The following is a 24,162-nucleotide window of genomic DNA, read 5'->3' on the forward strand; positions in this document are numbered from 1 at the left end:
ACGATATCTCCCCTCGTTATTAGTTACGTAATGGCTTTCCTTTTACAAGCATGTGCTGCATTCTTGCTTGTGATTTCATCTCACTTACTAAGCTAATAAATGCTTCACGTTCTACATCTAATAAATATTGCTCATCAACTTCTGTTCCGTACGGCACTTTTCCGCCCGCAATGACATATGCAAGTTTCTTAGCAATGTGAAGATCGTACTCTGAAATGTAACCAGATAAATGCATTGCTTCCGCACCAAGTGCAAGAGTTGCATATCCTGTTTCCCCAACAACTGGTATCTTTTTACGGATCGGCGCTTTATAACCAGCTTCATATAAAGCAAGTGCTTTCTGTTTCGCATCGTATAGTAAGTGATCACCATTCACACTAATACCATCTTTATCACCTAAGAAGTTATGAGAAACTGCTTCTTGTCCTGAAGTTGAAACTTTCGCCATTGCGACTGTTTCGAACACTTTATTTGCAACTTTTTGCAGATCAAACTCTACACCGTTTGCCATTTTGTTTAAGTGTTTAATGTATAGCTCTTTATTACCGCCTCCGCCAGGGATTAAGCCAACACCAACTTCTACTAAGCCCATATACGTTTCACTAGAAGCTTGAATGCTCGCTGCTGGTAAGCAAACTTCTGTACCTCCGCCAAGCGTCATACCATATGGTGCTGCTACAACTGGCTTAGAAGAGTACTTAATTTTCGTCATTGCATCTTGGAAGTTTTTCACAACCCACTCAATTTCAAAGTAGTTATCGTCTTGTGCTTCCATTAAGATCATTGCTAGGTTCGCACCAACGCAGAAGTTCTTCGATTGGTTACCGATAACAAGACCTTTATAATTCTTTTCTACTTCATCAACAGCGTAGTTAATCATTTGCGTAATATCCATACCGATTGCATTGCTCTTCGAATGGAACTCTAAGCAAAGGATACCGTCGCCTAAATCAATTAAGCTCGCTCCGCTATTTTTCTTTAATACACCATTTTTCGCTTTTAATTGCTTAAGAGAAATTGCTTTTTTATTACGCTCGATTAGCTTATATTCGCCATTATCGTAATAGTAGCTATCGCCGTTATCATGTTTATAGAAAGTAGTGAAACCTTTCTCTAACATTTCTTTCACCCAAGTAGGAACAACTACGCCGTTTTCTTCCATCTTTTGAACAGATTTTTCAACGCCGATTGCATCCCACACTTCAAACGGTCCTTGCTCCCAGCCGAAGCCCCACTTCATCGCTTGGTCAATTGCAACGATATCGTCAGCAATTTCTTTATGAAGTTTTGCAGAGTATAAAAGAGTTGGTGTAATGATGTTCCATAACAACTCTCCTGCGCGGTCTTTTGCGTATACAAGCGCTTTCAATTTATTCGCTAATCCTTTTTCTTGTTTACTTAACTCTACGGATGCAGCTTTTAATTTTTTACGCGCTTCATATTCCATCGTTTCAGGATTTAGTTCTAAAATTTCTTTTCCTTGTTTTAAGAAGAAGCCTTGACCTGTTTTGCTTCCAAGCCATTTTTTATCAAGCATGTCATGCATGAAAGCTGGTACTTTAAATACATCACGCTCTTCTTCTTGCACATTTTCATATACGTTATTTGCAACGTGTACGAATGTATCTAAACCGACAACATCTAATGTGCGGAACGTTGCGCTCTTCGGACGACCGATAAGTGGGCCTGTTACAGAATCAACTTCCCCAATGCTATAGCCGCGTTTTACCATCTCTTGAAGAGTAACAAGTAAACCGTACGTACCGATGCGGTTTCCAATAAAGTTTGGTGTATCTTTTGCGATAACAACGCCTTTTCCAAGAACGTCTTCGCCAAATAGTTTCATGAAGCTTAATACTTGTGGATCTGTTTCTTTCGTCGGTATTACCTCTAGAAGTTTTAAATATCGTGGTGGGTTAAAAAAGTGTGTGCCTAAGAAGTGTTTCTGGAAGTCGTCTGAACGACCTTCTGCCATTTTTTCAACTGAAATGCCTGACGTATTCGAGCTTACAATTGAGCCCGGTTTACGAACAGCGTCTACTTTTTCAAATAATTTCTTTTTAATATCTAAGTTTTCAACTACTACTTCAATAATCCAATCTACATCAGCTAGACGCTCAAGATCATCTTCTAAGTTACCTGCTTCAATCAGTGCTAGATTTCCTTTCACTGTCAGAGGAGCTGGTTTTTGCTTTAATAGTTTTTGCACAGCCGTATTACTAAAACGATTTCTCACACTTTTATGTTCTAATGTAAGTCCCTTCGCTTCTTCTTCTTTCGTAAGCGCAGGTGGTACAATATCAAGCAATAATGTCGGAATACCAATATTAGCTAAGTGTGCCGCAATTCCCGAACCCATTACGCCTGAACCTAGAACAGCAGCCTTTTTAATTTGGAACATCCAATTCTCCCCCTATTCTTGAATGAATGCTCATTCAATTTTTCGACATAAGTCGCAATCAATGAGTGAGCCTCTACTAATAAATATATGATACTGTTTAAATTTTCGCAATATATTTATTGATAAAATTTTCTGAAATAAATATTTTTCTTTCATTTGGCCATGCTATATATGTATTTTCTTCACTAAAATACACTTTCCCTTTTTATAATCTGACGAAACTGGAGGAATATATATGGCAAAACTTAAGAAGAACCCTTCAAAGGCTGGAATTAGTGCAGCTAGTGTAACTGGAAACGCAGGTCCGCATAACCACGGCGTGGAAAAAGGACGTCAAGGTAATAACCAACAATATAAAAAGCATAATATGGGCGAAAAATAACGCTATATTTTTGGGCAGAGAACGTGGCATAATGATTAATGGCTGCTTTTTCTGCCCAATTTATTTGTAACAAATGAGGGAATTATAATGAAACGAACAATAGTTATGATTGTAATGATTGCCACACTATTTACAGGGATGATTTTCTTCTCTTATGCACAAAGGCAACAATCTGTAAGAGCTGATCAACCTAATATTACTGGGCAATACGGAGTTACAATCGATGCAGACACAGGTGAAATTTTGTATGGGAAACGTGAAGACGAACGCTCTTATCCGGCTAGTATAGCCAAAATGATGACAACCCTTCTTTTACTAGAGAATGTAAAAGAAGATGAAGAAATTACAGTTACAGAAAACGCAATTAAAACAGAAAGTCAAAGTAAGAAAATTAAACTTCGTGCTGGAGAAAAATTAAAGCGTGATGAGGCATTAAAACTTATGCTTATCATTAGTGCAGATCCAATAGCTGAATCAATTGCAGAACATATCGCAGGATCAAAAAATGAATTTGTGAAAATGATGAATGCTAGAGCGAAGGAACTCGGTACAAAGCATGCGACTTTCAAGAACGCAAGTGGTGCTGATGCACTTGGAAATAAAGTATCGCCATATGACATTGCTATTATTACGAAAGAAGCATTAAAGTATCCAGTTGTTTTAGAATATATGAATTCAACACGTACAACTCTACATACTTCAGAACGCTCTCCAAACATCGCAAACTACGGACGAGAAGAACTATATGATGATCCATATGCGATTGGAAGTAAAAGCGGTCTATCAGCACTTGGCAAATATACAGTCGTAACAGTGGATGAAAAAGACGGTAAACGCGTCATTAACGTCGTATTATCTTCTACTCGTGCGCAACTATATCCTGATACGAAGAAAATGGCACATTATGCATTTCAGCAATTAAAATAACCAAGGAGTATTTTCTCCTTGGTTATTTTTTAACCATACCTTTTAATACGAACGCAACGTTTGCTGGACGTTCTGCTAAACGACGCATGAAATATCCATACCAGTCGTTTCCATAAGGTACGTAAACACGCATTTTGTATCCTTCTTTTACTAGCTCAAGTTGACGCTCATTACGAATACCATATAACATTTGGAATTCAAATTGATCCCTTGGAATATTGTGTTCTTCAGCAAGTTTTTTTGTATATTCAATAATCGCTTCGTCATGTGAAGCAATTGCAGTATAATTTCCATTTAATAAGTGCATTTTAATAATTTTTTTATAATTGTCATCTACATCTTTCTTGTCTGGGAACGCCACTTCTTCAGGTTCTTTATAAGCACCTTTTACAAGACGTAAATTCGGATTATAAGCATTTAAATCTTCAATATCTTTTTCTGTACGATATAGGTAAGCTTGAATAACAGTACCAATATTATCGTATTCAGATTTTAATTGTTTAAAGATATCAATTGTTTTACCACAGCGTGTATAGTCTTCCATATCAATGGTAACGAACACACCATTTTCTTTCGCCGCTTCTAAAATACGGCGCATATTGTTCATTACGATTTCATCAGAGATATCTAATCCCATAGAAGTCATCTTTAAAGAAAGCTGCGAATCAAGACCTTCTCTTCCAATTGCACGGATCGCTTCAATCGATTGGTTAGCCATTTCATTTGCTTCCGCTTCATTATCAACGAATTCACCTAAATAATCGATTGTTACGCAAAGACCTTGCTTATTTAATTGTTGAATGGCAGCTGTCGCTAATTCAATCGTCTCCCCTGCGACGAAGCGACCTGCACCAAAGCGTAAACCGTACTTTTTAGCCAGTTTTGTTAGCGCTTTATTTTTAGATAAGAAAAGAAACGAATTTCGCATTAATTGTTCCATGTAATTCACCCCTATGACTGTAATTTATCTGTTTTTTACCCCTCTTCAAAATTATATCATTGTTTAAAATTATTGGATACAAATAATTATTTAGATAATTTATAAAATACTATAAAAACATTTAAAAACCTATATTTCTGCTTATAAATATACCTGAAATATTTTTCGACATTTAGAAAAATGGAGTTTAATAGGCATAAAATAGGCATGTCGAAAATATTCGACATGCCTATAAAATCCTTTATACTCCATGTAAATTATATAAGGATATTAATACAGAAAACTTACGATTATATTTCCCTCAAGTTTTTTTATTGCTCATTTCGCTTCTCTTCATTCAGCCTTTTAATATCTGTAATTAACTGTACCATCTCTTCTTTCGCATCAGGATATGTCTCATTCCAATGCTTCACTAAAGCCGGCATCGTCTTCGCTATGTAAGAATACAGTGCCCACTTCTGCACCTGTTCTTTTCTCTCTTCATTGCTCTCTCCAAGTAATAGTTCCGTGTATTTTTCTAGTAACCCGTCAAATTGTTCATTAAACTTTTCACTCATCTTATCTACCTCCTATATGAAAAAAGCAGCGAAAATCGCTGCTTTTCCTTATAATTTTGATCGAACAGAGTTTAATTTCTTTTCCATCGTGCTTACTTTATCACGACGATCATCGATACGAATTGTTGTTGCAACACGCTGTGCACCTTTCGTATATGGAACTTCATGCATTTGTTGAATTACTTCTAGAATGACAGGAAGATCTCCTTCAATAATTGTATTCATCGGTGTTAATTGATACTTCACGCGATCCGCATTTTTCTCTAGCACCTTTTGTACTTCTGCTACATATTCACTAACACTTGGATTACCTGTTCCTACTGGAATAATCGATACATCAACAATTGCCATAGTAGTCTTCCTCCTATAATCGTTTCTTATATATCCATTGTCTATTTTACCGAAATCCTCATCATTTTACTAATATGTTACTCTTCCACTTTAAACTGCTCGACTAATCTTTCTAAATCTCTCATATGTTCTGTCAAACTTTCCATCGTGTGAGCTACCTTTTCTAAATGATTCACCTGTGATTCCGTTGCAGCATGTACCTCTTCAGAAACAGCTGCACTTTCTTGACTCGTACCAGCAATTGTATTCATTACCGCTGTAATTTCCCCCTGCTCGTAACCTATGTTATGTACCTCTTCTACAATTTTTTCAACTGAAGTACTAATCGTATTTACGACTGACATAATTGTGCGGAACTCCATTTCCGCCTCTGTCGTCACTTTATTTTGCACATCTGCAATGTCTTTCAATTTACTTACAACTTCTACAACCCTTTTTACTTCTAATTGTACATCACCAATCATCGTTGTGATTTCTCCGGTTGCCTCTTTTGATTGTTCTGCTAATTTCCGCACCTCTTCAGCAACAACCGCAAATCCCTTACCTTGCTCACCTGCACGGGCAGCTTCAATCGATGCATTTAAAGCAAGTAAATTTGTTTGATCCGAAATGCCTTTTATAAGCTCAACAACATTTTGAATCGATCCAACTCTTTGTTCTAACTTATCCGATGCTTCTTCTGTATGAACAACAATCGAAGATGATTGTCCCCTCGTACGGATTAAATTCCTCATTGTATTTAATCCTTGCTTAGATGCCTCTTCCGCTTTGCCAGCCACTCCTTTTATTTCACCAACGGAGCTATTCATTTGTTCCACTGACTCCGCCATATTCTCGAGCTGAGCTGAAACTTCATCCACACTATTCGCAAGAGTAGAAGCTCCTCCGCTCACATCATCCATTGCTCCTGAAACTTCTCTACTAGCCGCTACTGTTTCGTTCGTTAAATAATGTAAACTATTCGTTGATTGTTGTACCGTTGATACGCTGTTTTTAATTTTACTTACCATTTCATTCATTTGTTCAACCATATCATTAAAGTGCTTAGTCAACTCTCCAACTTCATCTTTACTTGTCACTTTCATTCGCAGCGTTAAATCGCCTTCTGCTACTTTTTGCACGTGATTCTTTAATAGTTGCAGTGGTCTTGCTAATCTTCTTGAGAACAAGTAGGAAGCTACGATTCCAACTAATAAACTAATACATGCCATTATAATAACTGTATTTCTTGTACTATTTAATAGCCCATCGATCGTTTCTTTCGGATAAAAGATTCCTATCGTCCATTTCATCGTATCAAATGATTGACTATAAACAACTACATCTTCACCTTTTATTGTAGTGACCGCATATTTTGTTACCTCTTTATTTAAGCTTTTTATAAGTGGCTCTTTAGAAACATCTTTCCCTATCTTTTCTGGATAAACAAGAGCCATATTTTTATCATTTATAATAAACATTTCTCCGTCATTATTGTATTGAATATTGTGAAGCAACTTCTGAATCGTCCCAAGCGATACATCCATCGCAACAACGCCTAATACAGACCCATCTTGAGCTGTAATTGCTTTAGAAACACCTACACTTAACTTTCCTGTTGCAATTTCATAAGAAGGTTGTCCCCAATGGACCTTTTTTACATCAGCCTCTGAATCTTTATACCATGGTCTTGTCGTTGGATCATATCCTTCTGGTACTTGCCCACCTTCAGCAAGATTGGCACTTAATGTTTTTTTATCTTTCGTACCAATATATAAATCTAAAATACCAGGATGATTCTTTTTATACTCTGCAAACTCTTTCGTTAAAAACGCTTCCTCTTCTGGAGTAACCCCACCTTGAAGCATATTACGAATCATCTCACTGTTCGCGTAATACCCCATATCTTCATCCGTTCTTTGAACAAATGTCGTAAGTTGCTCTGTCACAAGATCCATCGCATTTTGAGAATACTCGTCTAAGGAATGCACTTCCTTTTCTTTCTGTAATTGATACACAGCTGTACCCAATATTACGAACATCATAGAAATAAGAACTGAAAACACTACCGCAATTTTTAATCGTAAACTTCTTAACATCTTCCCCCAAGCATCCCCTTCGCATTAAATTGAAATCTTATTAATCATTATATTAAGTATAATAGATAAAATTAAAAAATTGAAATTAATTCTCACCTTAATACAATTAGAAAACGGACTACCACTTGTGCAAAAACAAATAGTTCATTATCCTTAAAATATAATCTCATTCGTTCGGAGGTAACTATGTTACAAAAATTCGGTTTCTCACAATATGAAAGCCAAGCTTACGAAGTTGTCGTATCAAGCAATGAACCATTAGATGCTACAACGATTGTGAAGCATTCAGGTGTTCCAAAAGCAAAAATATATGAAGTGCTAGCACGCCTAATCGATAAAGGAATGGTAATGGATTCTGTTTCAGAAAAGAAAAAACTGTATACAGCATTACCACTAAAGCTAGCAATTGAAAAATTAACGACAGAATTCCAATCAAATATTAAAGAACTGGAAACAAATATATCAAAAAAATCATTTACAGATGACCGTGTGTGGAGCTTAAAGATGCAATCTTCTATTCGAGTTCAAAGTAAAGAACTCATTGAAAGTGCAAAAGAATCAATCCGTATTTCAGCTTGGAATGATACTCTTTTAGAATATCTTCCTTTACTAGAACAAAAAGCAAAACAAGGTGTTCAAATTGAATCCCTTATTGTTGGAGAAGTAGAAACAGACTTAGAAAACATGCATTTTCTAATCCCAGCTGAAGAACCTAATGCATTAGAGCGCTACTTGCTACTCATCGTTGACGATCGTGAAATTTTATTTGCTGGCGTAGAACAAGAGTCATGGCAAGCGATGAAAACAATGTCACAACCTTTCGTAAAGTTCTTTACAGAATTTTTCTATCATGACGTTGCACTTGCAAAGATTACCCAGAAACACCATGACCTCTTTATGGAAGATGAGGAAATTAAGAGTTTGTTAATGAAATTAAGATACTAATTAAATAATAAAAAGGAGTCTAGTTTTTCACTTAGACTCCTTTTCGTTTTGTTCCTTTATCTCCATCAACAGCTCAATGATTTTCTCATTTTGCTCTACCTGTTTCTCTGAATTTTTATAGATGAAACGAACCCATCTAAGTGCAAGAATAATAAGAAACAAAGGGAGCATTGAAATTAGAAGACCAATAATTGAAAAATTCGTATACATATACATCACCTCGCTACATATAAATTCTCCACCTTTCTACTAAAACCTGCAATTTTTTACAAATAAAAAAAGAACCTATCAAACGATAGATTCTTCTTTCACGAACTGAGTAGAGCGTCCTCTCGTAATCGAGAAAATCGCGCAAAGCAGTGCTAATACAATAAAGCCACCGCCTACCCAAGCATTATATATAACAGATGATTTTTCGATAACAACTCCGCCTACTGTTGAACCAAGTGCAATTCCTAAGTGAAGGGCAGAGTTATTTAAACTTTGCTGAATACCAGCTGATTCTGGTGCAATTTCAATTAAATAGTTTTGTTGCGCTGGTGAAATCGCCCAGCTCAGCATACTCCAAAGTCCCATCATAATGATGAAGAGCGGGAATGAGAATGTCATTAATGGCAGTATGAATATTGCACACGCAAATACGATAATGATGGAAATAATACTTTTTTTCGATCCCCATTTATCAGCAAGCCAGCCACCAAAGCCGCCACCAATTACTGCTGCGATTCCGAAAATAAAGTAAAACACACTAATCCAGTTTGCTTCAACATGCATGACATCTTTTAAAAACGGTGTTAAATATGCATACAATGTTAAATGCCCTGTTAAAAACAAAAATGATGTTAACTGTGCACTTACAATTTTTTTATCTTTTAAAGTAGCAAGTTGTTCTTTTATTGATAATACCGATGTCGGTGGTACTTTCGTTAAGAATAATGAAATACAAGCAATTGCCATAACTGTTAATACCGAAATTAATACAAATGGTGCACGCCATCCGTATGCATTTCCGAGTACAAGACCAAGCGGTACTCCAAGCACAAGTGATCCACTAATTCCCATAAAAATGATTCCAATTGCACGCGCACGAAAATGCGGTTCTACTACACTAGAAGCAAGTGTTACCGATAGTGCAATAATTAATGAACCACTCGCCGCACAAATAACCCTTGAGAACATCAGCATTCCGTAATTCACACTAAATGCCGAAATAATATTTCCGATTAAGAAAATCGATAATGCTCCAACATACAATGTTTTTCTTTCAAACTTCCCTGTCAAAGCTAATAAAACTGGACCTGACAAAGCAAATACTACCGAAAATATTGTTATAAGCTGACCAGCTGCACTAATAGATACTCCTAAATCATTGGCAACTAAATCGAGCGTTCCTCCTATAATTAGCTCAACCGTTCCGACTACAAAAGCCGCGATAGCTAAAATATAAACACGAAAATTCAAGTCTTTCCCCACGCTTTCTGTTTTGGTTACTACGACTATAGTAACCAAAACAGAAAATAGACGCAAGTACAATTTTTTTACAGTAAAAAAGGTAGGCGTATAATACGCCTACCTTTTCATCATTCTGTTTCTTTCTTCTTATTTAAACACCAATACACCGGAAGTCCCGTAAATACAATTCCAATCGATAAGAAACAACTTACTGGATCGTTAATAATCGCACTACCAATTACAAAGAACGAACCTAAAATCGCTACGATTGGTACGATTGGGAATAACGGTACACTATATGCACGCTCTTTATTCTTATTACGTTTTCTTAAAATGAAGACACCAATAAACGTCATTACATAGAAAATATAAATAATGAATACGGAAATCTCAGACAGCTTATTTGGATCACTAATAATCATTAAAATAATTCCTAAAATGATTTCAACAGTAATCGCATTTGCTGGTGTTTTAAATCTCGGACTTTCCTTTGCAATAAACTTAGAAAATGGAAGTTGTCCACGCTCTGCCATAGACATTGGGATACGTGGGAACGTTAAAATCTTTCCATTTAAACAGCCGAAAATAGAAACGATAATACCGATACTAATAATTTTTCCGCCATATTCTCCAAGTAACATGCCTGCAGCTGTCGCTGTTGCATTTTCTCCAAGGTCTACAATTTTCGCTGCTGGTAATACATTTAATAATGCCAAGTTAATTAATACGTAAGCAGCCGTTACGATTAAAATCCCTACTGTCATTGCTTTCGGTAATAACTTTGTTGGATTCTTCATTTCTCCACCAATCGAAGCAAGTAAAATCCAGCCGTCATAAGCAAATAACGTTGCTAAAATTGCCATACCGATACTTTGATTTTCCGATATCGGCACAACTACGTTAAAAATATCGCTATTCCCTTTCCAGAAACCTAGCACAACAATTAACACAATCGGAATCATCTTCCCAATTGTCGTGATTGTTTGAACGATACCTCCGTATTTTGTTCCCATACTATTTACAACGCCAAGGAACACAACCGTTCCAATTGCGATTGGTAAATTCCACACTTTATCTAAATAGAAAAAATTAATCATTAAAGAACTAAAGTATAAACCTAATGTTCCGATAATAGCAGGTCCATAAACAATTGTTTGCATCCAACCTGATAAATATCCCAAAAAACTTCCGTAAATCTCCTCTAAATACGTATACAACCCACCATTTTTCGGGATTTGCGCTCCAATTTCAGCAACTGTTAAACCACTTGCTAGCGTCAACAGACCACCAATTACCCAAGCAAGAATGGCCATATTAGAACTCCCCGAGTAATCTAATACGCTCCCTGGTTTCATAAACACACCAGATCCAATAATCGTTCCTACTACGATAGAAAGTGCTACTGTTAAACCAATTTTGTTCTTCTCATCATGATGCATGCTGCGTATCCTCCTTCCAATCCTAGTGTGATGCAAAAATGAAATAAAAAAACACTCCTCCCTAAAAAAGGGACGAGTGTTGTATTCGTGGTTCCACCCTTGTTTCAATTCGTAAAGTAACACACTTCACCAATTTCTCAAGTCTAAATAACGGTTTTTGCCGGCAAGCAATTACTAGATGCTCGTTCACTGCTGCAGTTCAGAGGTGGTAATCCATTTTTCCGTATTAGGAAGCTCGCAGCCAAAGGCTTCCCTCTCTGGAAATCGTAAAAAATTGATCGTGTCCTCATCATCACTTCTTGATGTCGAATTTTGTAGTTATTGTTCATTATATTGAATTGTTAGAAAAAATCAATATGTTTTTTATATAACATAGGAAATATTTATCTTCTTATATTATAACAGAAGATACAAAACTTCTCTATTTCCCTAAAAATGGTATAATCCATTTAGGAGGTGCACCAATAATGATTGCTGTCTTTTGTATCATCGCTACGTTTCTCTCTGTTCTATTCGCTATCATGCATCGGCACAAGTATCCTGGTTATAGCATTTTAGCGGTAGCTATTATACCAGCTGTTTCCTTCTACGTATTGGGTAAATATCAATATACGGAAGTGTTTATCGGTTTTGCAATCTTCTACTGCGTCTTCGGATACATACTAACAATGAAAAAAATTTTATTAAATCATTAAAAGGGACCGATTTCTGCTAACAGAAATCGGTCCTCTCACGTATCTTTCGGTTGCCCACACGAAAGATACGACTTCATTCAATTATTTCTCATCTTTTTTCATAAAAAACTTATGGTGCGGTAAATCAACATTCAATGCCTCTAATTGTTTCTTTTCATTGTCTAAAATCGCTTTTGCTTTTGTTTTTGTTGCCTCATCTAATCCTGCAAATATATCTTCATGCTTCTCTTTCTCTGGAAGTTTCACACCTAATTTTGTTAATTCTTCTTTTGCTTGCTCATGCGTTAATTTTCCAGATTTCTTTTGCTCTAAAATTGACTTTGCTTTTTCTTTTGCTTGTTCATCTAAGTTAGCAAACATGTCTCCATGTTTACCTTTCTCCGGCATTTTCACGCCTAGCTTTGTTAATTCCTCTTTTGCTTGCTCATGCGTTAATTTTCCAGATTTCTTTTGCTCTAAAATCGACTTCGCTTTCTCTTTCGCCTGTTCATCTAAGTTAGCAAACATGTCTCCACGCTTACCTTTCTCCGGCATTTTTACGCCTAACTTTGTTAATTCCTCTTTTGCTTGTTCTCGTGTTAATTTTCCAGACTTTTCTTGCTCTAAAATCGACTTCGCTTTTTCTTTCGCCTGTTCATCTAATCCCGCAAACATTTCTTTACGTTTTTCTTTTTCTGGAAGCTTTACACCTAGCTCCTGTAACTGTTTCTTTGTATCGTCCATAATCGTTTTTACTTTTTGTTTTGTAGCGGCATCTGAATCTTTTTTCGCTGTTTTTGTCGCTTGCTCAGCTGTTGGAGTATTTGTTGCCGCGAATGCCGGAACACCGACTCCTCCAATGATTCCGAATGATAAAGCACCTGCAATCGCTAAATAACCAACTGTTTTCTTCTTCATAGGAAATTTCCTCCTTCATATTTCTAAAGCATGTACACTTTCGTATACAACGCCAATAGTAATATTGGTTTCTTAAAATTTCCTTAACGATTCAAATAAAAAACACCGCTCGTAATGAGCGGTGTTTCTCTATGCTTTTTGTAATTGTAACTCTTCACGTTCCATTATTTTTCTTAATACAATTGTTTGTGTCATTGTAAATAAGTTACCTGTTATCCAGTACAACACAAGTCCTGATGGCGCCGCAAACCCCATAAATAGAATCATTGCTGGCATCATAATTTGCTGCATCTTTAGCATCTGTACTTGTTCTCCAGGTGTAATATTCGATTGGAAAACTTTCATCTGAATAAATGTCGTTAACGCTGCAATAATCGGTAATATATGATATGGATCTGCATGTCCTAGGTTCACCCATAAAAACGAAGATGTGCGAATCTCTTCCGTTCTGCTAATCGCATAATACAAAGCAGAGAAAATCGGCATTTGTATAAAAATTGGCCAGCAACCAGCAAGTGGATTCCAACCGCCTGATTTCATTAGTTCTGACATTTCTTTTTGATACTGCTTTTGTTTTTCAAGGTCTTTGCTTACATCACCGTATTTTTTCTTTAGCTTCTGCAATTCAGGTTGCATTTTCTTCATTTTCGCTTGGCTGCGATATTGCGAAACAGCTAATGGAATCATGGCTGAACGAATAACGAGCGTCATAATAATGATAGCAACCCCGAAGCTAGCTCCCGGTATATGATGAGCAACAAATTGAATCATATACGAGATTGGATATACGAAATAATGGTTCCATATTCCCGTACTATGTGAATCAATTGTGCCTGCATTACTGCAGCCAGATAAAACAAAAACAAGTACTACTGATAAACTAATGAGCGCAGCTCGGTATGATTTTAACATGTTCATTCCTCCAATGTTTCGTAATTATTTAGCGAAACATTGGTGTATACGGACCAACCTCATCATTCTCTTCACTTGATTCTTGTCTGCGTACGGAACGAATCATTCCATATTTATAAAAAATTGAAAATAGCGGTACATTTCCCGCACTATCTTCACATGTATCAACTAACACAAAAGCTCTTTGTCTACCGCTTGATGCTTGTTGACGCACAAAGCGAGAAACATTAGTAAGGAAGAAAACTTCTAATAAACAAAGTGCTGTCGTTACAAACGATATATATAGAATTGCATCCTGCAATAAAAATTCCATCGCTTCACATCCTTAATAAGGTCATTTTAGCACATCGGGCAAATATTCTCTATTTCCTTTTATTTTCAAAAAAAGTATTTTGCATATTTTCTCAAGAAAACAATAATTAAGAAACGTTGTATTCGCTTTCTTTAGCATATTCACACACATCAATGAATAGGCTTGATTTATTAGAAATTTATAAAATTTTTGCATTATAATAAAACTATTGCCAGTTTTTGAAAAAACCTTTATTCTCTTCTTGTAATCAAAAATGAATATGGAGATGAAACATACTATGGGTCAACTAGGAGACGCCGATTACGTTCCCGACACCGCCTTTTTATCCTTCCCAGCAGCTAAAACATTTCACTTAGAATTTATGATACAGTTGGTTGTTATTTTTATAGCTTCTATTTTGTATGCAATTTCTATGAATATGTTTTTTATCCCGCATAATATGATTAGCGGTGGATTCGCTGGTGTAGGGATGATTATCGGTTATTTAATGCACTACAATATCGGTGCACTTATCTTTTTACTAAACATTCCTCTTCTTATTTTAAGTCACTTTTACTTAGGAAAGAAGACAACCTTTTTAACAGCGTACTTTGTAGCTGTATCATCGTTAGCGATGAACATTATCCCGGTACACCAAGTTTCAGACGATATTTTACTTTCTTCTGTATTCGGTGGTGTTATCTGCGGAGCAGCTTCAGGAATTATATTCCGATTTGCTTCTTCAACAGGTGGTTTTGATGTTGTTGGATTGATTGTAGCGAAATACCGAGATGTTTCAATTGGAGCAATCATATTTGTATTCAACTTAATCTTACTTGTAGCAGCAGGTTTTATTTTCGGATGGGATATTACACTTTATACGTTAATTAGTCGATTTGTAGTCAGCAAAGTTATCGACGCTGTGCATACGAAACATATTAAATTAACGATAATGACTATTACAGAAAAAGGCGAGGAAATAAAAAGCGCACTACTACATCACGGCATACGCGGGGTGACAATGGTAGACGCTGTCGGCGGCTATACAAACCATAAGAAAAAAATGATTTACACTGTCGTGACTCGCTATGAGTTAGGCGAAATGAAACGTATTATCCGTCAAGTGGATAACAAAGCATTTATGAACATTACTGAAACAGTTGAAATTGTCGGCCGTTTCAAACGCATATAAAACCGGTTAATAAATTAAAGGGCATAACATATTATATATGACTAATATGTTATGCCCTTTGTTATTCAACTAACGTACCTTTTAGCATAATAAAATCACTAAGTTTATTACTACAAATCGGAGGATAGCATTCCATATACAATACTATCTGTCCATTCCTCTTTATTCCAAAAATCTTGTATGAAATGGGCTTCCTTTCTCATGCCTATTCGTTCACACAATTTTTGTGAAGCTGTATTACGTGCATCAAGATTAGCCTGTATACGATGTACATTACATTCATTAAATAATTTCAATACCAAACTACTTACTGCTTCTGTTGCCAAACCTCTCCCAGCTACTTCATTTGCAAAACTATAACCAATCTCAACAGTGTCTTTCATATTTGTGTACCATACTGATAAATCACCAACTACTTTAGTTTTGTATATAACTGCCAAACTTAATATTGTTTCTTTAGTAAGTACATTATTTGCTAGCTTCTTATTAAATCTTTTCTGCATGTCTTCATGAGTCCACTTATTATGTAATAGGAACTTACATGTATCATCACTATTATAAATAGCAAATACATCCTGTAAATCAGTACTCTTAAAAGGTCTAATTATTAATCTTTCTGTTGTGAACTCCAAGTTAGCTCTCCTCCCTTACATTCATGCTATAAAACATTTTTTATAGTATTTAAGCCTCATTCTTAGATCTCACCTTGATTACATATTTCATCATAATAAATTAAAATCCTTCTTCCACTAAACTGCACCGTTAATTGTATTTCCTTACGCTTTTTATTTTTTACACTTATTACAAAATCAGATAATTCTATTATTATGTCCCTAAATGTGTTATAATGAAAGCAGACTCACAAAAAAAGAGTATATAGACTTGGAAGTTTCTCTTATTTTACAAGCAAAAAGAAACGAGCAGTCGGGTATATTTCAGACACCATACACGTAACGGTTTAAATAACCGATCATCTTAGTTACTCTTCAATGATCTTTTTATAAAAAGATACGTACAATTAAAACTCACTTCAATATACTATACCTACCTTTTTGACTTCCAAATCATCTTATTACATAGGGAGATGAACATATGAATCAATATATACGATATACAATAGCTGTCCTGTTTGCTATTATCGGCGGAGCAATCTGCTTCTGGACAAACACTCAGCTTGGAGAGAATATCATCTTTAACGGAATCGAAACACTTGTAAGCGCTTCAATTCTAGGTGGATACATTTACTTCCTCTTCAATCCAGAAGAAAATGCTCAAAAAACAATGTTATTAACAATGATTGGAATCGTTGGTGGATGTATTTCCTACTCAATGACAAACTATACATTACCACTTCAATTAAGCTCAGCTTTCTTCCACGGTCTATGGACTTGGTTCATTGCATTCTGCCTAGCAGACGTATTCAACCTATTACAAGACACTGAAGAAGATAGCGGTCGTCAAATTGAAAGTAACTCTTAAGCTGGAAGATACTCTTCCAGCTTTTTATATTGTTTTGCATATCCCCGCATCACGATAAAAAGAAGTTACCCTCACGGCAACTTCTTTTCCACATACCCCACTTCGTATTCACTAAAATATATCAACGATTTTTCAAATATATCGATCATTTCTCCACTTATATCAACGATTTTTTCATTATATCGACGGTTCAACACAAGATATCGATTTAACGACAACCTTCGACACTCGAAACGCACCACATACCCTATCCCCCAAGCAACTTACTGCCGAACTCTACGATTAAAAAGATAATTAATAGGATCGCGAGTATCTTTAATGCTACATATGCCACTTTAAAAACAACATAAATGAGCAAGACTATCAAAATAATTGATAAAATTTCCATATCTACTTCCTCCAAGCTTTGCTCTTCTTATCTCATTTTACTCGCCCCGGGCTATTTATGGAACGGCATAAGATGACATATAAAAAAGAGGATACCTCACCCATCGTAAGATACCCTCACCTTCAACTGCTCAAACCATTCTCTTTCTAATTGTAAATATCCCATCTCACTCTTCTCGGCGCTCTCCAATTCTTTATCAGCTTTCTTCATATAAGTATGGGAAGCTTCTAGATCATTCTCTAAATATTTGATAATTCCTTGTGTACGGTAATATCCACTTAGGTCCATTTTTGTAATAGCCTTTGCATGTTCCTTTGCTTCTTGCAAAGAAAGACTATCCATCTGATAAAGGGCTTTATATAAAAGATACCAACTATGAAAACTACTAACGAAAAACTTATTTTCTTTCGTTACAGGTAGTTGAACAATTCGTTCTATATACGGTATCGCTCTTTCCATTCCCTCTTGATCTGCACGAGCAAAAAAGACAAGCATAAGTCTACTCATTATCTCTCTTATCCCTTTATTCTCTTTTATTTTCTCCTCACTCAATTCTACTAATCTTTCATCCCAATCTTTCGGTCTTTTATAACTAAATAACTCACTCGATATTTGAATCTCATATAAATGATTTCTAGCTCTTTCATCATCTTTAATTAAAATAAGAAATTGCATCCCATCACTCATAAGCGTTCCTTTTATCGGCACAATTGTAACCGCAAAGATTGCAAAATGGAAAAAGGAAAAATATAAAAGATATTGATAATAACTCACCATGTATATGTAACCGGAAGTAATACCAAACAGTAAACTCGTAATTGGTCCACCTAAAGTGAGCCACGCCCATTTTTTCGAAAGATTCGGTGTCTCTATAGAAGTTGGTACTAGTGTTGCAACGCCTCCAAAGTACGCCCATAATTTATTTTCTCGAATGCGTAATTTTCCCTTTTCTTTTTGAATAGTAATGGGTCCTACTGTCATAAATTTAAATGTTAAACCACCTATTACACCAAATACTACATGTCCTAGCTCATGAATGGCTAACACTAACAATGAAATTCCAACTATTGCCCATAGGTTCAAAATTACTTCTAATTTCCCAGTTCGGATTACTCCGTATAAAATGGACAGAATTAACGCCACTGTCATTGAGCCAGCTGGCCTTCTTAAAATATCCACCTTTTTCTCCCCTTAATAAATCATTTTCCTCTGCATTTCGTACATGAACTTCCCGAGATGCAATATCCAAATAAATGAGATTAGGCCAATTAATACAAAATCGATATTACTAGCAGCTGTATATATAACGGCAGCCCACCATACATATGCCAATATTGTATTCGTAAATTCATATGCTTTATATCCAGCCTCATGCACAATGTGCTTTAATCCTTCATCTGCATTTTTCGTCCACATTTTCATAGATTCCATATACGTTACACCTTGTTCAGGATATAGCTTATTATAACGATTTTTTGTTATGAGTCCGATAATTACTACTGTAGTTAAACAAGCAATAGAAGCTACTAAATTCCACACCGCAAATGAAACATCTGTATCCTGCAACAGTGCACGTCTACATGTAATAACTGCATATACAAACCATGCCTGCGTAACTATATCACCTACACGTAAATATATACTTATAATGCCTAATTTTCTGCCTTGTACGCTCTCTTCTTCATCGCGTGCCTCTGCTAACATACGTGTATTCTTCCAAGTATAGTACATCATTAAAATTCCAAAAATAGTACATATACCTATAAATGTATTGGATGATAATTTTCTCGGTTCATCCGAGAGTAAATTTAAAGCTATATAAGACGTTAAAAATCCTCCTATCATACTTAATGCTATTTTCCCCACAGAATCAAATTGTTTTTTTCGCTTACTCTTCATCGTCCTCTTCCCCCTCTACTAACGTAAATATTTCCTCCACCGGTACATTGAAAATTTGTGCGATTTTTAACGACAATACGATAGATGGTGCATAATCCCCACGCTCAATTAAACTAATCGTTTGCCGTGATGATCCAATCGCTTTCCCTAAATCCCCTTGTGATAAACGATGCTTTGCTCGCAATTCCCTCACTCGATTTTGAAGCTTCATGTCTTCCCTCTTTTTCATTTATTTAATTAAAATTGTAAATAATATCCTTATATTTGTCAATTATAATTGTCATTACGACTATAATAATTGACAAAATACTTATTTCTTATCCTGTATCAAATTCCTATAAAGAATGTAAAATGTGCATTAAACATAGTCTTAAAAATAAAATAAAAAAGGCAGTGCTTTTGCACTACCTTCCTAAATTCTGACATAGAATGGATTTCATATTAACTTGCGTTTTGTAGTAATACTCGTTTTAACTGCTTACGGAAACGAATACCCAACGTAACCGCTACAATCACAATAACTCCAAAAATGATTTTACCGATATGACCTTCTAGCACTCCAAAGATATCATGTAGGTTTCCACCTAACCAGTAACCACCGATTAAGAAGAATGATACCCAAAATAGAGCGCCTGAATAAATTGTAATGGCAAAACGACGGAATGGTAAATTAATAATTCCTGCAAAGTATCCTGTGAAATGACGTACACCAGGAATAAAGAAACCAATAAAAATTAGGAAGTACCCATACTTATCAAACCACATTCTCGTTAAGTCAATTTTTCTTTGTGTTAAAAATACGTATTTCCCATACTTTTGAATGAAAGGCATACCTAATTTATTTCCTAAAAAGTATTGAATCGTCATTCCTACACTTGTCCCAATAAAGGATAGAATGATTAAAATCGGTAAACTTAAATCACCCTTATGTGCTAAAAATCCCGCATATGCTAATGTTGGCTCTCCCGGAAACGGAAGTGCAATATATTCTAACAGCAAACCGACAAGTACAACATAATACCCGTATTGCTGAAATAATTCATGAATCCATTCCATGTCATCTCTCCTTTCAATCACGTACAACTTCTTACTATTATTGTATAAAAAAATTGTCGAAATAACTATCACAATAGCTTACATTTTTATTACATTTTTGTAAGGGTCACACTAATGATTTTCGTTCTTTATTAAATAGTAAAAATCATTTTTCAATTCGAAATAGCGAAAAGACGCATTAATAACATGCAGATTTTATCCATTTTTTAGCACTAAAAAAGCTCTCTTATTTTGTTCTCAATAAAAAACCATCACAAACTCATGCTAACTTCATATTAGCTTCATATACGTATTGTAAGATTATATCGGAATTTGTTGAAAAATTTAACCAATATATGACTAAGCATTAATTTGAATAAATATAAGTCGTTTTTCGAAATTGAAAAAAGGGTGAATACGAAATGGAAGCATATAAAATGCACGATTTTATTAATACAAATGTTGAATCTCATCAAAATGAAACCGTTTTTAATTTACAAATATGTGAAACAAGTGAATTTGACGTAAGTTTAACAAAATCTACAACACTATCTTTTATCGTTTCAAAAAAGAATATTAAAATTGTCACGAAAAAATGGATTAATTCAAATCAAGAAAGCATGATTGGCAAAAGCTACATCATTCCAACAAAAGCTTTTCACTATTTCTTACCAATCATTTCTGAAAATGAAGATGAGCTCAATATTCAAGTTCAAAGTTTTGGACTACGTGGTGAGCTTTTATTAAATGAAAGATTACTTATTGATAACAACAAACACAACAGCAAAATCACTACATTCTTTGAAACATTAGATGAAAATGTAAATAAAGCATTACGAGGATTACAACTTCATTGTATGTAAGACTATTACGATAGTAAAAGGAGAATAACAATGAAAAAATTATTATTAAGCGCACTATTATCATTAGGATTTTTAACTCTTCCATTCGCTAGTGCAGAGGCAGCTACAACGAAAGATCAATTAATCGTAGACACTCAGTTAAATAAAATGGATTATTATCAGGATGGAAAATTTATAAAAAGTTTTACTGTCGCTACTGGAAAAGCTGCAACACCTACACCTAAAGGCACTTTTCAAATCGTAAATAAAATTAAAAACCGCCCTTATTATACAGGCAAAATTAAAGGCGGCGATCCACGTAATCCACTTGGTGACCGTTGGCTCGGATTAAATATGGCAGGAACTTACGGAACAACTTATGCGATTCACGGAACTAACAATAATCAAGCAATCGGCAAATGGACAACACTTGGTTGTATTCGTATGTATAACAATGATATACACTGGTTATTTGAGCGCGTTCAGCAGCAAGCTACTGTCACTGTAAAATAGCCTAAAAACAAGATTTATGTGTAGCCAAGAATTTTATGTCTTGGCTTATTTTATTTATTCATTTACAGTAGCAAAACAACTGTATTTACATATATAATAGGAATAGATTTGATTAGTTAATATCTAAACATTGATAAACGTAGATATTAAAATTATACAGTTATAATGTTTTATAAATTTTATAATACATACTATAATAGAACTACTGTAATTCTGAACTATTCAGTAACACTAAACTATTCCCCTTGCTACCTTCATGATTATTTTATAGCGGGGGCTTATTATATGTATAAACAATCTGAGTCACTCGAAAAATGATGAATTCGAATATTGCAGTAAAAAGCGTTATTTAGGAGGTGTTACTATGACGCATATACTGGTGATTGAAGACAACCCAGATATACAAGAACTTATTCGTGAATTTCTAATGGCACAAAACTTTACAGTTGATGTAGTTGGTGCTGGAACAGAAGGTATTCTTCTTTTCCAAAAAAATTCATACGATCTTGTCCTCCTCGATGTAATGTTACCAGATATAGATGGCTATAGTATTTGTAAAATTATGCGAGGACAATCTGATGTACCAATCATTATGTTAACAGGCTTACATAATGAAGAAAGTGAAATTAAAGGATTTGAGTTAGGTATTGATGACTATATTACGAAACCGTTCCATTACACTGTATTTATTAAGCGTGTAGAGGCTGTATTAAGAAGGGCAGCAACGAAGGAAGCAGAAGCTGCAACTATACTACAATTCCATGAATTGATGTTAAACTCTACAGCATATGCAGCTTATGTTCATGGTAATCAAATTGAATTGACAACAAAAGAATTTGAAATTATTTATACTTTACTGCAAAATCGAGGAAAAGTATTATCAAGAAGTGATTTGTTGAATAAGGTATGGGGCTATGAACATTATGGTGATGTAAGAGTTATAGATACACATATTAAAAACTTAAGAAAAAAATTAGGAATTCCTTATATTAAAACGGTGAAAGGCATTGGCTACAAAATCGAATCGTAGCAAAGACAACATCACCAAAAATATTTTCATCAAAACCTTATTATTTTGTATTCTTTTATCACTTTGCCTTTATCAAATTATTTACTTTCTAGCTTCAAACTACGATAAAGAACGTTTTACGAAAGAAAATGGAACGCCGACTACAGAACAGGCCGATTCAGATAAGCAAAACGACGGAAGTAAAACGAAGCAAAATAAAGCTGTGTCAGAGGAGAGCATTTCTAATTTCCAATCTTCTATTATAGATTATAAATCTCTTTCTACAGCTATCAATCACCTTTTGCAGCCTAGCCAAACTGTAAAGGCAAAAGAACATACACAAAATCTTTCGGGGAAAAATAGCACTTCTAATCCGCCTACAGAAGCAGAAAAGAAAGCCGCTAATAATGATGCCTTACATACACAAAATGCAGCAAGTAAAACAAATGATACAAATGATAATCCAAAGTTAGCAGATGCGTTGCAGCAATTAGCTCCACATATTGGCGCGACAATGCTTGCATTATCACTACTTGGATCTTTAATTTATACAAAACTAATTGCCAAACCTTTTCAATATATGAGCGATGCTTTAAAAGATATTATGAATCTTGATTTCTCAGATAAAAAGCTACTTAACAAAAATGCAGATCAAACAGATTTTAATTTGCAAGTAGCTGCTTCACAAGTACCAAATATTGTGAAGAATTTACATGAAAGCAATCAAGATTTAAGAAACGAGCTCAAGAAGGAACAACAATTAGAACAATCTCGTAAAGAATTTATGTCTATGGTGTCCCATGAATTAAAAACACCAATCGCAGCCGTTATGGGACAACTAGATGGCATGATTCACGGAATTGGAGCTTATAAAGATAGAGATAAGTATTTGAAACGTTCCTACGAGATGATGCAAGACATTAACATATTAACGGAAAAAATGTCGGAATTATCCAAAATACAAAACCCTCAATTTAAACCGAATTTAGAAGTCATTTCTTTATCTAATATTATTGAGGATGTTATGAAGAAAGTAGATTACTTTGTATCTGTAAAACAATTAAATGTACAATCTAATATTAAACACGACGTACAAATTTTAGCTGATCCTAAATTTATTCAAACTGCTATTTTTAACATTATTTCAAATGCAATTCATTATACAATTGACCATCAGCACGTATATATAAAGCTTTATGAAAAACCAAATGGTTATGCATTAGAAGTATTAAATACAGGTTCACAAATTGATGAAGATAAACTTGCTCATTTATTTGAGCCTTTTTATCGCGCAAACCCTGATAAACATGGTTTAGTACAAGGTAGTGGTCTTGGATTATATATCGTGAAACAAATATTAGATAAACATCAGTTTCCTTACGGGATACAAAACACAGCTCAAGGTGTAAAATGCTCCATTGTATTCCCAAAAGCAATGTAACATTCACTATAATTACATACCCCAAACTCATACTTCATGTGTGAGTGGCGGAATTTTGTAGAGTGTCTTACTCTGTTTCGTTCGCCCGTTATCCTT

Annotated in this window: 27 protein-coding genes, 1 pseudogene and 1 other annotated feature; of the genes and pseudogenes, 10 read left to right on the top strand and 18 right to left on the bottom strand. The window is 35.0% G+C overall.

What is annotated here, in order from left to right:
- Positions 1 to 19 precede the first annotated feature (19 nt).
- Positions 20 to 2,401 carry a 3-hydroxyacyl-CoA dehydrogenase/enoyl-CoA hydratase family protein gene (locus MKY21_RS25160; RefSeq protein WP_000486375.1) on the bottom strand — a complete coding sequence of 794 codons (2,382 nt, stop codon included), beginning with the start codon at positions 2,399 to 2,401 and terminating at the stop codon, positions 20 to 22.
- 235 nt (positions 2,402 to 2,636) lie between these two features.
- Between MKY21_RS25160 and MKY21_RS25165 the strand changes: the two genes are divergently transcribed.
- Positions 2,637 to 2,783 carry a YuzL family protein gene (locus MKY21_RS25165; protein ID WP_001096344.1) on the top strand — a complete coding sequence of 49 codons (147 nt, stop codon included), beginning with the start codon at positions 2,637 to 2,639 and terminating at the stop codon, positions 2,781 to 2,783.
- Between the two features lie 87 nt (positions 2,784 to 2,870).
- On the top strand, positions 2,871 to 3,710 hold the full coding sequence (locus MKY21_RS25170) for a D-alanyl-D-alanine carboxypeptidase family protein (protein ID WP_044794995.1): 840 nt from the start codon (positions 2,871 to 2,873) through the stop codon (positions 3,708 to 3,710).
- Positions 3,711 to 3,732: 22 nt separating this feature from the next.
- On the opposite strand, the gene MKY21_RS25175 is transcribed toward MKY21_RS25170, so the two are convergent.
- From MKY21_RS25175 to MKY21_RS31230, 5 genes and pseudogenes are all read right to left on the bottom strand, one after another.
- Positions 3,733 to 4,650, bottom strand: a complete 918-nt coding sequence (locus MKY21_RS25175) for a proline dehydrogenase family protein (RefSeq protein ID WP_000436785.1) — start codon at positions 4,648 to 4,650, stop codon at positions 3,733 to 3,735.
- A 311-nt stretch (positions 4,651 to 4,961) separates the two neighbouring features.
- The gene (locus MKY21_RS25180) at positions 4,962 to 5,207 is read right to left on the bottom strand and encodes a YusU family protein (RefSeq protein WP_001290594.1); all 246 of its coding nucleotides are present in this window, start codon (positions 5,205 to 5,207) and stop codon (positions 4,962 to 4,964) included.
- Between the two features lie 48 nt (positions 5,208 to 5,255).
- Positions 5,256 to 5,558: an MTH1187 family thiamine-binding protein gene (locus tag MKY21_RS25185; RefSeq protein WP_001018860.1), complete on the bottom strand. Its 303-nt coding sequence runs from the start codon at positions 5,556 to 5,558 to the stop codon at positions 5,256 to 5,258.
- 77 nt (positions 5,559 to 5,635) lie between these two features.
- A complete protein-coding gene (locus tag MKY21_RS31225; protein ID WP_408945899.1) occupies positions 5,636 to 6,589 on the bottom strand; it encodes a methyl-accepting chemotaxis protein in 954 nt (317 codons plus the stop codon).
- Positions 6,584 to 7,636 (bottom strand): annotated as a pseudogene (locus MKY21_RS31230) (cache domain-containing protein); the annotation flags it as partial. The pseudogene MKY21_RS31230 and the gene MKY21_RS31225, both read right to left, overlap by 6 nt.
- 186 nt (positions 7,637 to 7,822) lie before the next feature.
- Between MKY21_RS31230 and MKY21_RS25195 the strand changes: the two are divergent.
- Positions 7,823 to 8,581 carry a TrmB family transcriptional regulator gene (locus tag MKY21_RS25195; RefSeq protein WP_000939479.1) on the top strand — a complete coding sequence of 253 codons (759 nt, stop codon included), beginning with the start codon at positions 7,823 to 7,825 and terminating at the stop codon, positions 8,579 to 8,581.
- Positions 8,582 to 8,608: 27 nt separating this feature from the next.
- Here MKY21_RS25195 and MKY21_RS25200 read toward each other — a convergent pair whose 3' ends face one another.
- The 3 genes from MKY21_RS25200 to MKY21_RS25210 all read right to left on the bottom strand — a co-directional run bounded on the left by MKY21_RS25200 (position 8,609) and on the right by MKY21_RS25210 (position 11,472).
- Complete coding sequence (locus MKY21_RS25200; RefSeq protein ID WP_000288473.1) at positions 8,609 to 8,791, bottom strand: hypothetical protein; 183 nt, start codon at positions 8,789 to 8,791, stop codon at positions 8,609 to 8,611.
- A 78-nt stretch (positions 8,792 to 8,869) separates the two neighbouring features.
- Positions 8,870 to 10,054: an MFS transporter gene (locus tag MKY21_RS25205; RefSeq protein ID WP_002001400.1), complete on the bottom strand. Its 1,185-nt coding sequence runs from the start codon at positions 10,052 to 10,054 to the stop codon at positions 8,870 to 8,872.
- Between the two features lie 107 nt (positions 10,055 to 10,161).
- On the bottom strand, positions 10,162 to 11,472 hold the full coding sequence (locus MKY21_RS25210) for an APC family permease (RefSeq protein WP_000546303.1): 1,311 nt from the start codon (positions 11,470 to 11,472) through the stop codon (positions 10,162 to 10,164).
- Between the two features lie 65 nt (positions 11,473 to 11,537).
- Positions 11,538 to 11,774, bottom strand: a binding site (T-box leader).
- Between the two features lie 165 nt (positions 11,775 to 11,939).
- On the opposite strand from MKY21_RS25210, the gene MKY21_RS25215 reads away from it, so the two are divergent.
- The gene (locus MKY21_RS25215; protein WP_000562238.1) at positions 11,940 to 12,167 is read left to right on the top strand and encodes a hypothetical protein; all 228 of its coding nucleotides are present in this window, start codon (positions 11,940 to 11,942) and stop codon (positions 12,165 to 12,167) included.
- 81 nt (positions 12,168 to 12,248) lie between these two features.
- Here MKY21_RS25215 and MKY21_RS25220 read toward each other — a convergent pair whose 3' ends face one another.
- The 3 genes from MKY21_RS25220 to MKY21_RS25230 form a co-directional block, all read right to left on the bottom strand.
- A complete protein-coding gene (locus MKY21_RS25220; RefSeq protein ID WP_341077597.1) occupies positions 12,249 to 13,064 on the bottom strand; it encodes a hypothetical protein in 816 nt (271 codons plus the stop codon).
- 129 nt (positions 13,065 to 13,193) lie between these two features.
- Complete coding sequence (locus MKY21_RS25225) at positions 13,194 to 13,976, bottom strand: membrane protein insertase YidC (RefSeq protein WP_000920519.1); 783 nt, start codon at positions 13,974 to 13,976, stop codon at positions 13,194 to 13,196.
- A gap of 28 nt (positions 13,977 to 14,004) precedes the next feature.
- Positions 14,005 to 14,289 (bottom strand): hypothetical protein, encoded by a 285-nt coding sequence (locus MKY21_RS25230; RefSeq protein ID WP_044794999.1) that lies wholly within the window; start codon positions 14,287 to 14,289, stop codon positions 14,005 to 14,007.
- Between the two features lie 277 nt (positions 14,290 to 14,566).
- Here MKY21_RS25230 and MKY21_RS25235 point away from each other — a divergent pair, with 277 nt between their 5' ends.
- Positions 14,567 to 15,460, top strand: a complete 894-nt coding sequence (locus tag MKY21_RS25235) for a YitT family protein (protein ID WP_000530044.1) — start codon at positions 14,567 to 14,569, stop codon at positions 15,458 to 15,460.
- Between the two features lie 110 nt (positions 15,461 to 15,570).
- Here MKY21_RS25235 and MKY21_RS25240 read toward each other — a convergent pair whose 3' ends face one another.
- Positions 15,571 to 16,092 (bottom strand): GNAT family N-acetyltransferase, encoded by a 522-nt coding sequence (locus MKY21_RS25240; protein WP_016118849.1) that lies wholly within the window; start codon positions 16,090 to 16,092, stop codon positions 15,571 to 15,573.
- Positions 16,093 to 16,552: 460 nt separating this feature from the next.
- On the opposite strand from MKY21_RS25240, the gene MKY21_RS25245 reads away from it, so the two are divergent.
- Positions 16,553 to 16,939 carry a DUF3938 domain-containing protein gene (locus tag MKY21_RS25245; protein ID WP_001077763.1) on the top strand — a complete coding sequence of 129 codons (387 nt, stop codon included), beginning with the start codon at positions 16,553 to 16,555 and terminating at the stop codon, positions 16,937 to 16,939.
- Between the two features lie 247 nt (positions 16,940 to 17,186).
- On the opposite strand, the gene MKY21_RS25250 is transcribed toward MKY21_RS25245, so the two are convergent.
- The 5 genes from MKY21_RS25250 to MKY21_RS25270 form a co-directional block, all read right to left on the bottom strand.
- A complete protein-coding gene (locus MKY21_RS25250; protein ID WP_000404758.1) occupies positions 17,187 to 17,327 on the bottom strand; it encodes a DUF3985 family protein in 141 nt (46 codons plus the stop codon).
- 96 nt (positions 17,328 to 17,423) lie between these two features.
- A complete protein-coding gene (locus MKY21_RS25255) occupies positions 17,424 to 18,476 on the bottom strand; it encodes a cytochrome c oxidase subunit II (RefSeq protein WP_044795035.1) in 1,053 nt (350 codons plus the stop codon).
- A gap of 42 nt (positions 18,477 to 18,518) precedes the next feature.
- On the bottom strand, positions 18,519 to 19,226 hold the full coding sequence (locus tag MKY21_RS25260; RefSeq protein ID WP_000837710.1) for a DUF3169 family protein: 708 nt from the start codon (positions 19,224 to 19,226) through the stop codon (positions 18,519 to 18,521).
- Complete coding sequence (locus tag MKY21_RS25265) at positions 19,216 to 19,437, bottom strand: helix-turn-helix transcriptional regulator (RefSeq protein WP_000776168.1); 222 nt, start codon at positions 19,435 to 19,437, stop codon at positions 19,216 to 19,218. Before MKY21_RS25265 ends, MKY21_RS25260 begins: the two co-directional genes overlap by 11 nt.
- A gap of 230 nt (positions 19,438 to 19,667) precedes the next feature.
- A complete protein-coding gene (locus tag MKY21_RS25270; RefSeq protein ID WP_000454754.1) occupies positions 19,668 to 20,282 on the bottom strand; it encodes a DedA family protein in 615 nt (204 codons plus the stop codon).
- Positions 20,283 to 20,683: 401 nt separating this feature from the next.
- Here MKY21_RS25270 and MKY21_RS25275 point away from each other — a divergent pair, with 401 nt between their 5' ends.
- The 4 genes from MKY21_RS25275 to MKY21_RS25290 all read left to right on the top strand — a co-directional run bounded on the left by MKY21_RS25275 (position 20,684) and on the right by MKY21_RS25290 (position 24,066).
- Complete coding sequence (locus tag MKY21_RS25275; protein ID WP_000388768.1) at positions 20,684 to 21,124, top strand: DUF3978 family protein; 441 nt, start codon at positions 20,684 to 20,686, stop codon at positions 21,122 to 21,124.
- A gap of 30 nt (positions 21,125 to 21,154) precedes the next feature.
- Positions 21,155 to 21,616, top strand: coding sequence for a L,D-transpeptidase (locus tag MKY21_RS25280; RefSeq protein ID WP_000735058.1), 462 nt, complete (start codon positions 21,155 to 21,157; stop codon positions 21,614 to 21,616).
- 364 nt (positions 21,617 to 21,980) lie between these two features.
- Positions 21,981 to 22,646, top strand: a complete 666-nt coding sequence (locus MKY21_RS25285; protein WP_000148833.1) for a response regulator transcription factor — start codon at positions 21,981 to 21,983, stop codon at positions 22,644 to 22,646.
- Positions 22,624 to 24,066, top strand: coding sequence for an ATP-binding protein (locus MKY21_RS25290; protein WP_044795000.1), 1,443 nt, complete (start codon positions 22,624 to 22,626; stop codon positions 24,064 to 24,066). Before MKY21_RS25285 ends, MKY21_RS25290 begins: the two co-directional genes overlap by 23 nt.
- The last annotated feature ends 96 nt before the right edge of the window (positions 24,067 to 24,162 follow it).

Source organism: Bacillus sp. FSL R9-9497 (assembly GCF_038005805.1).
GTDB lineage: Bacteria > Bacillota > Bacilli > Bacillales > Bacillaceae_G > Bacillus_A > Bacillus_A cereus.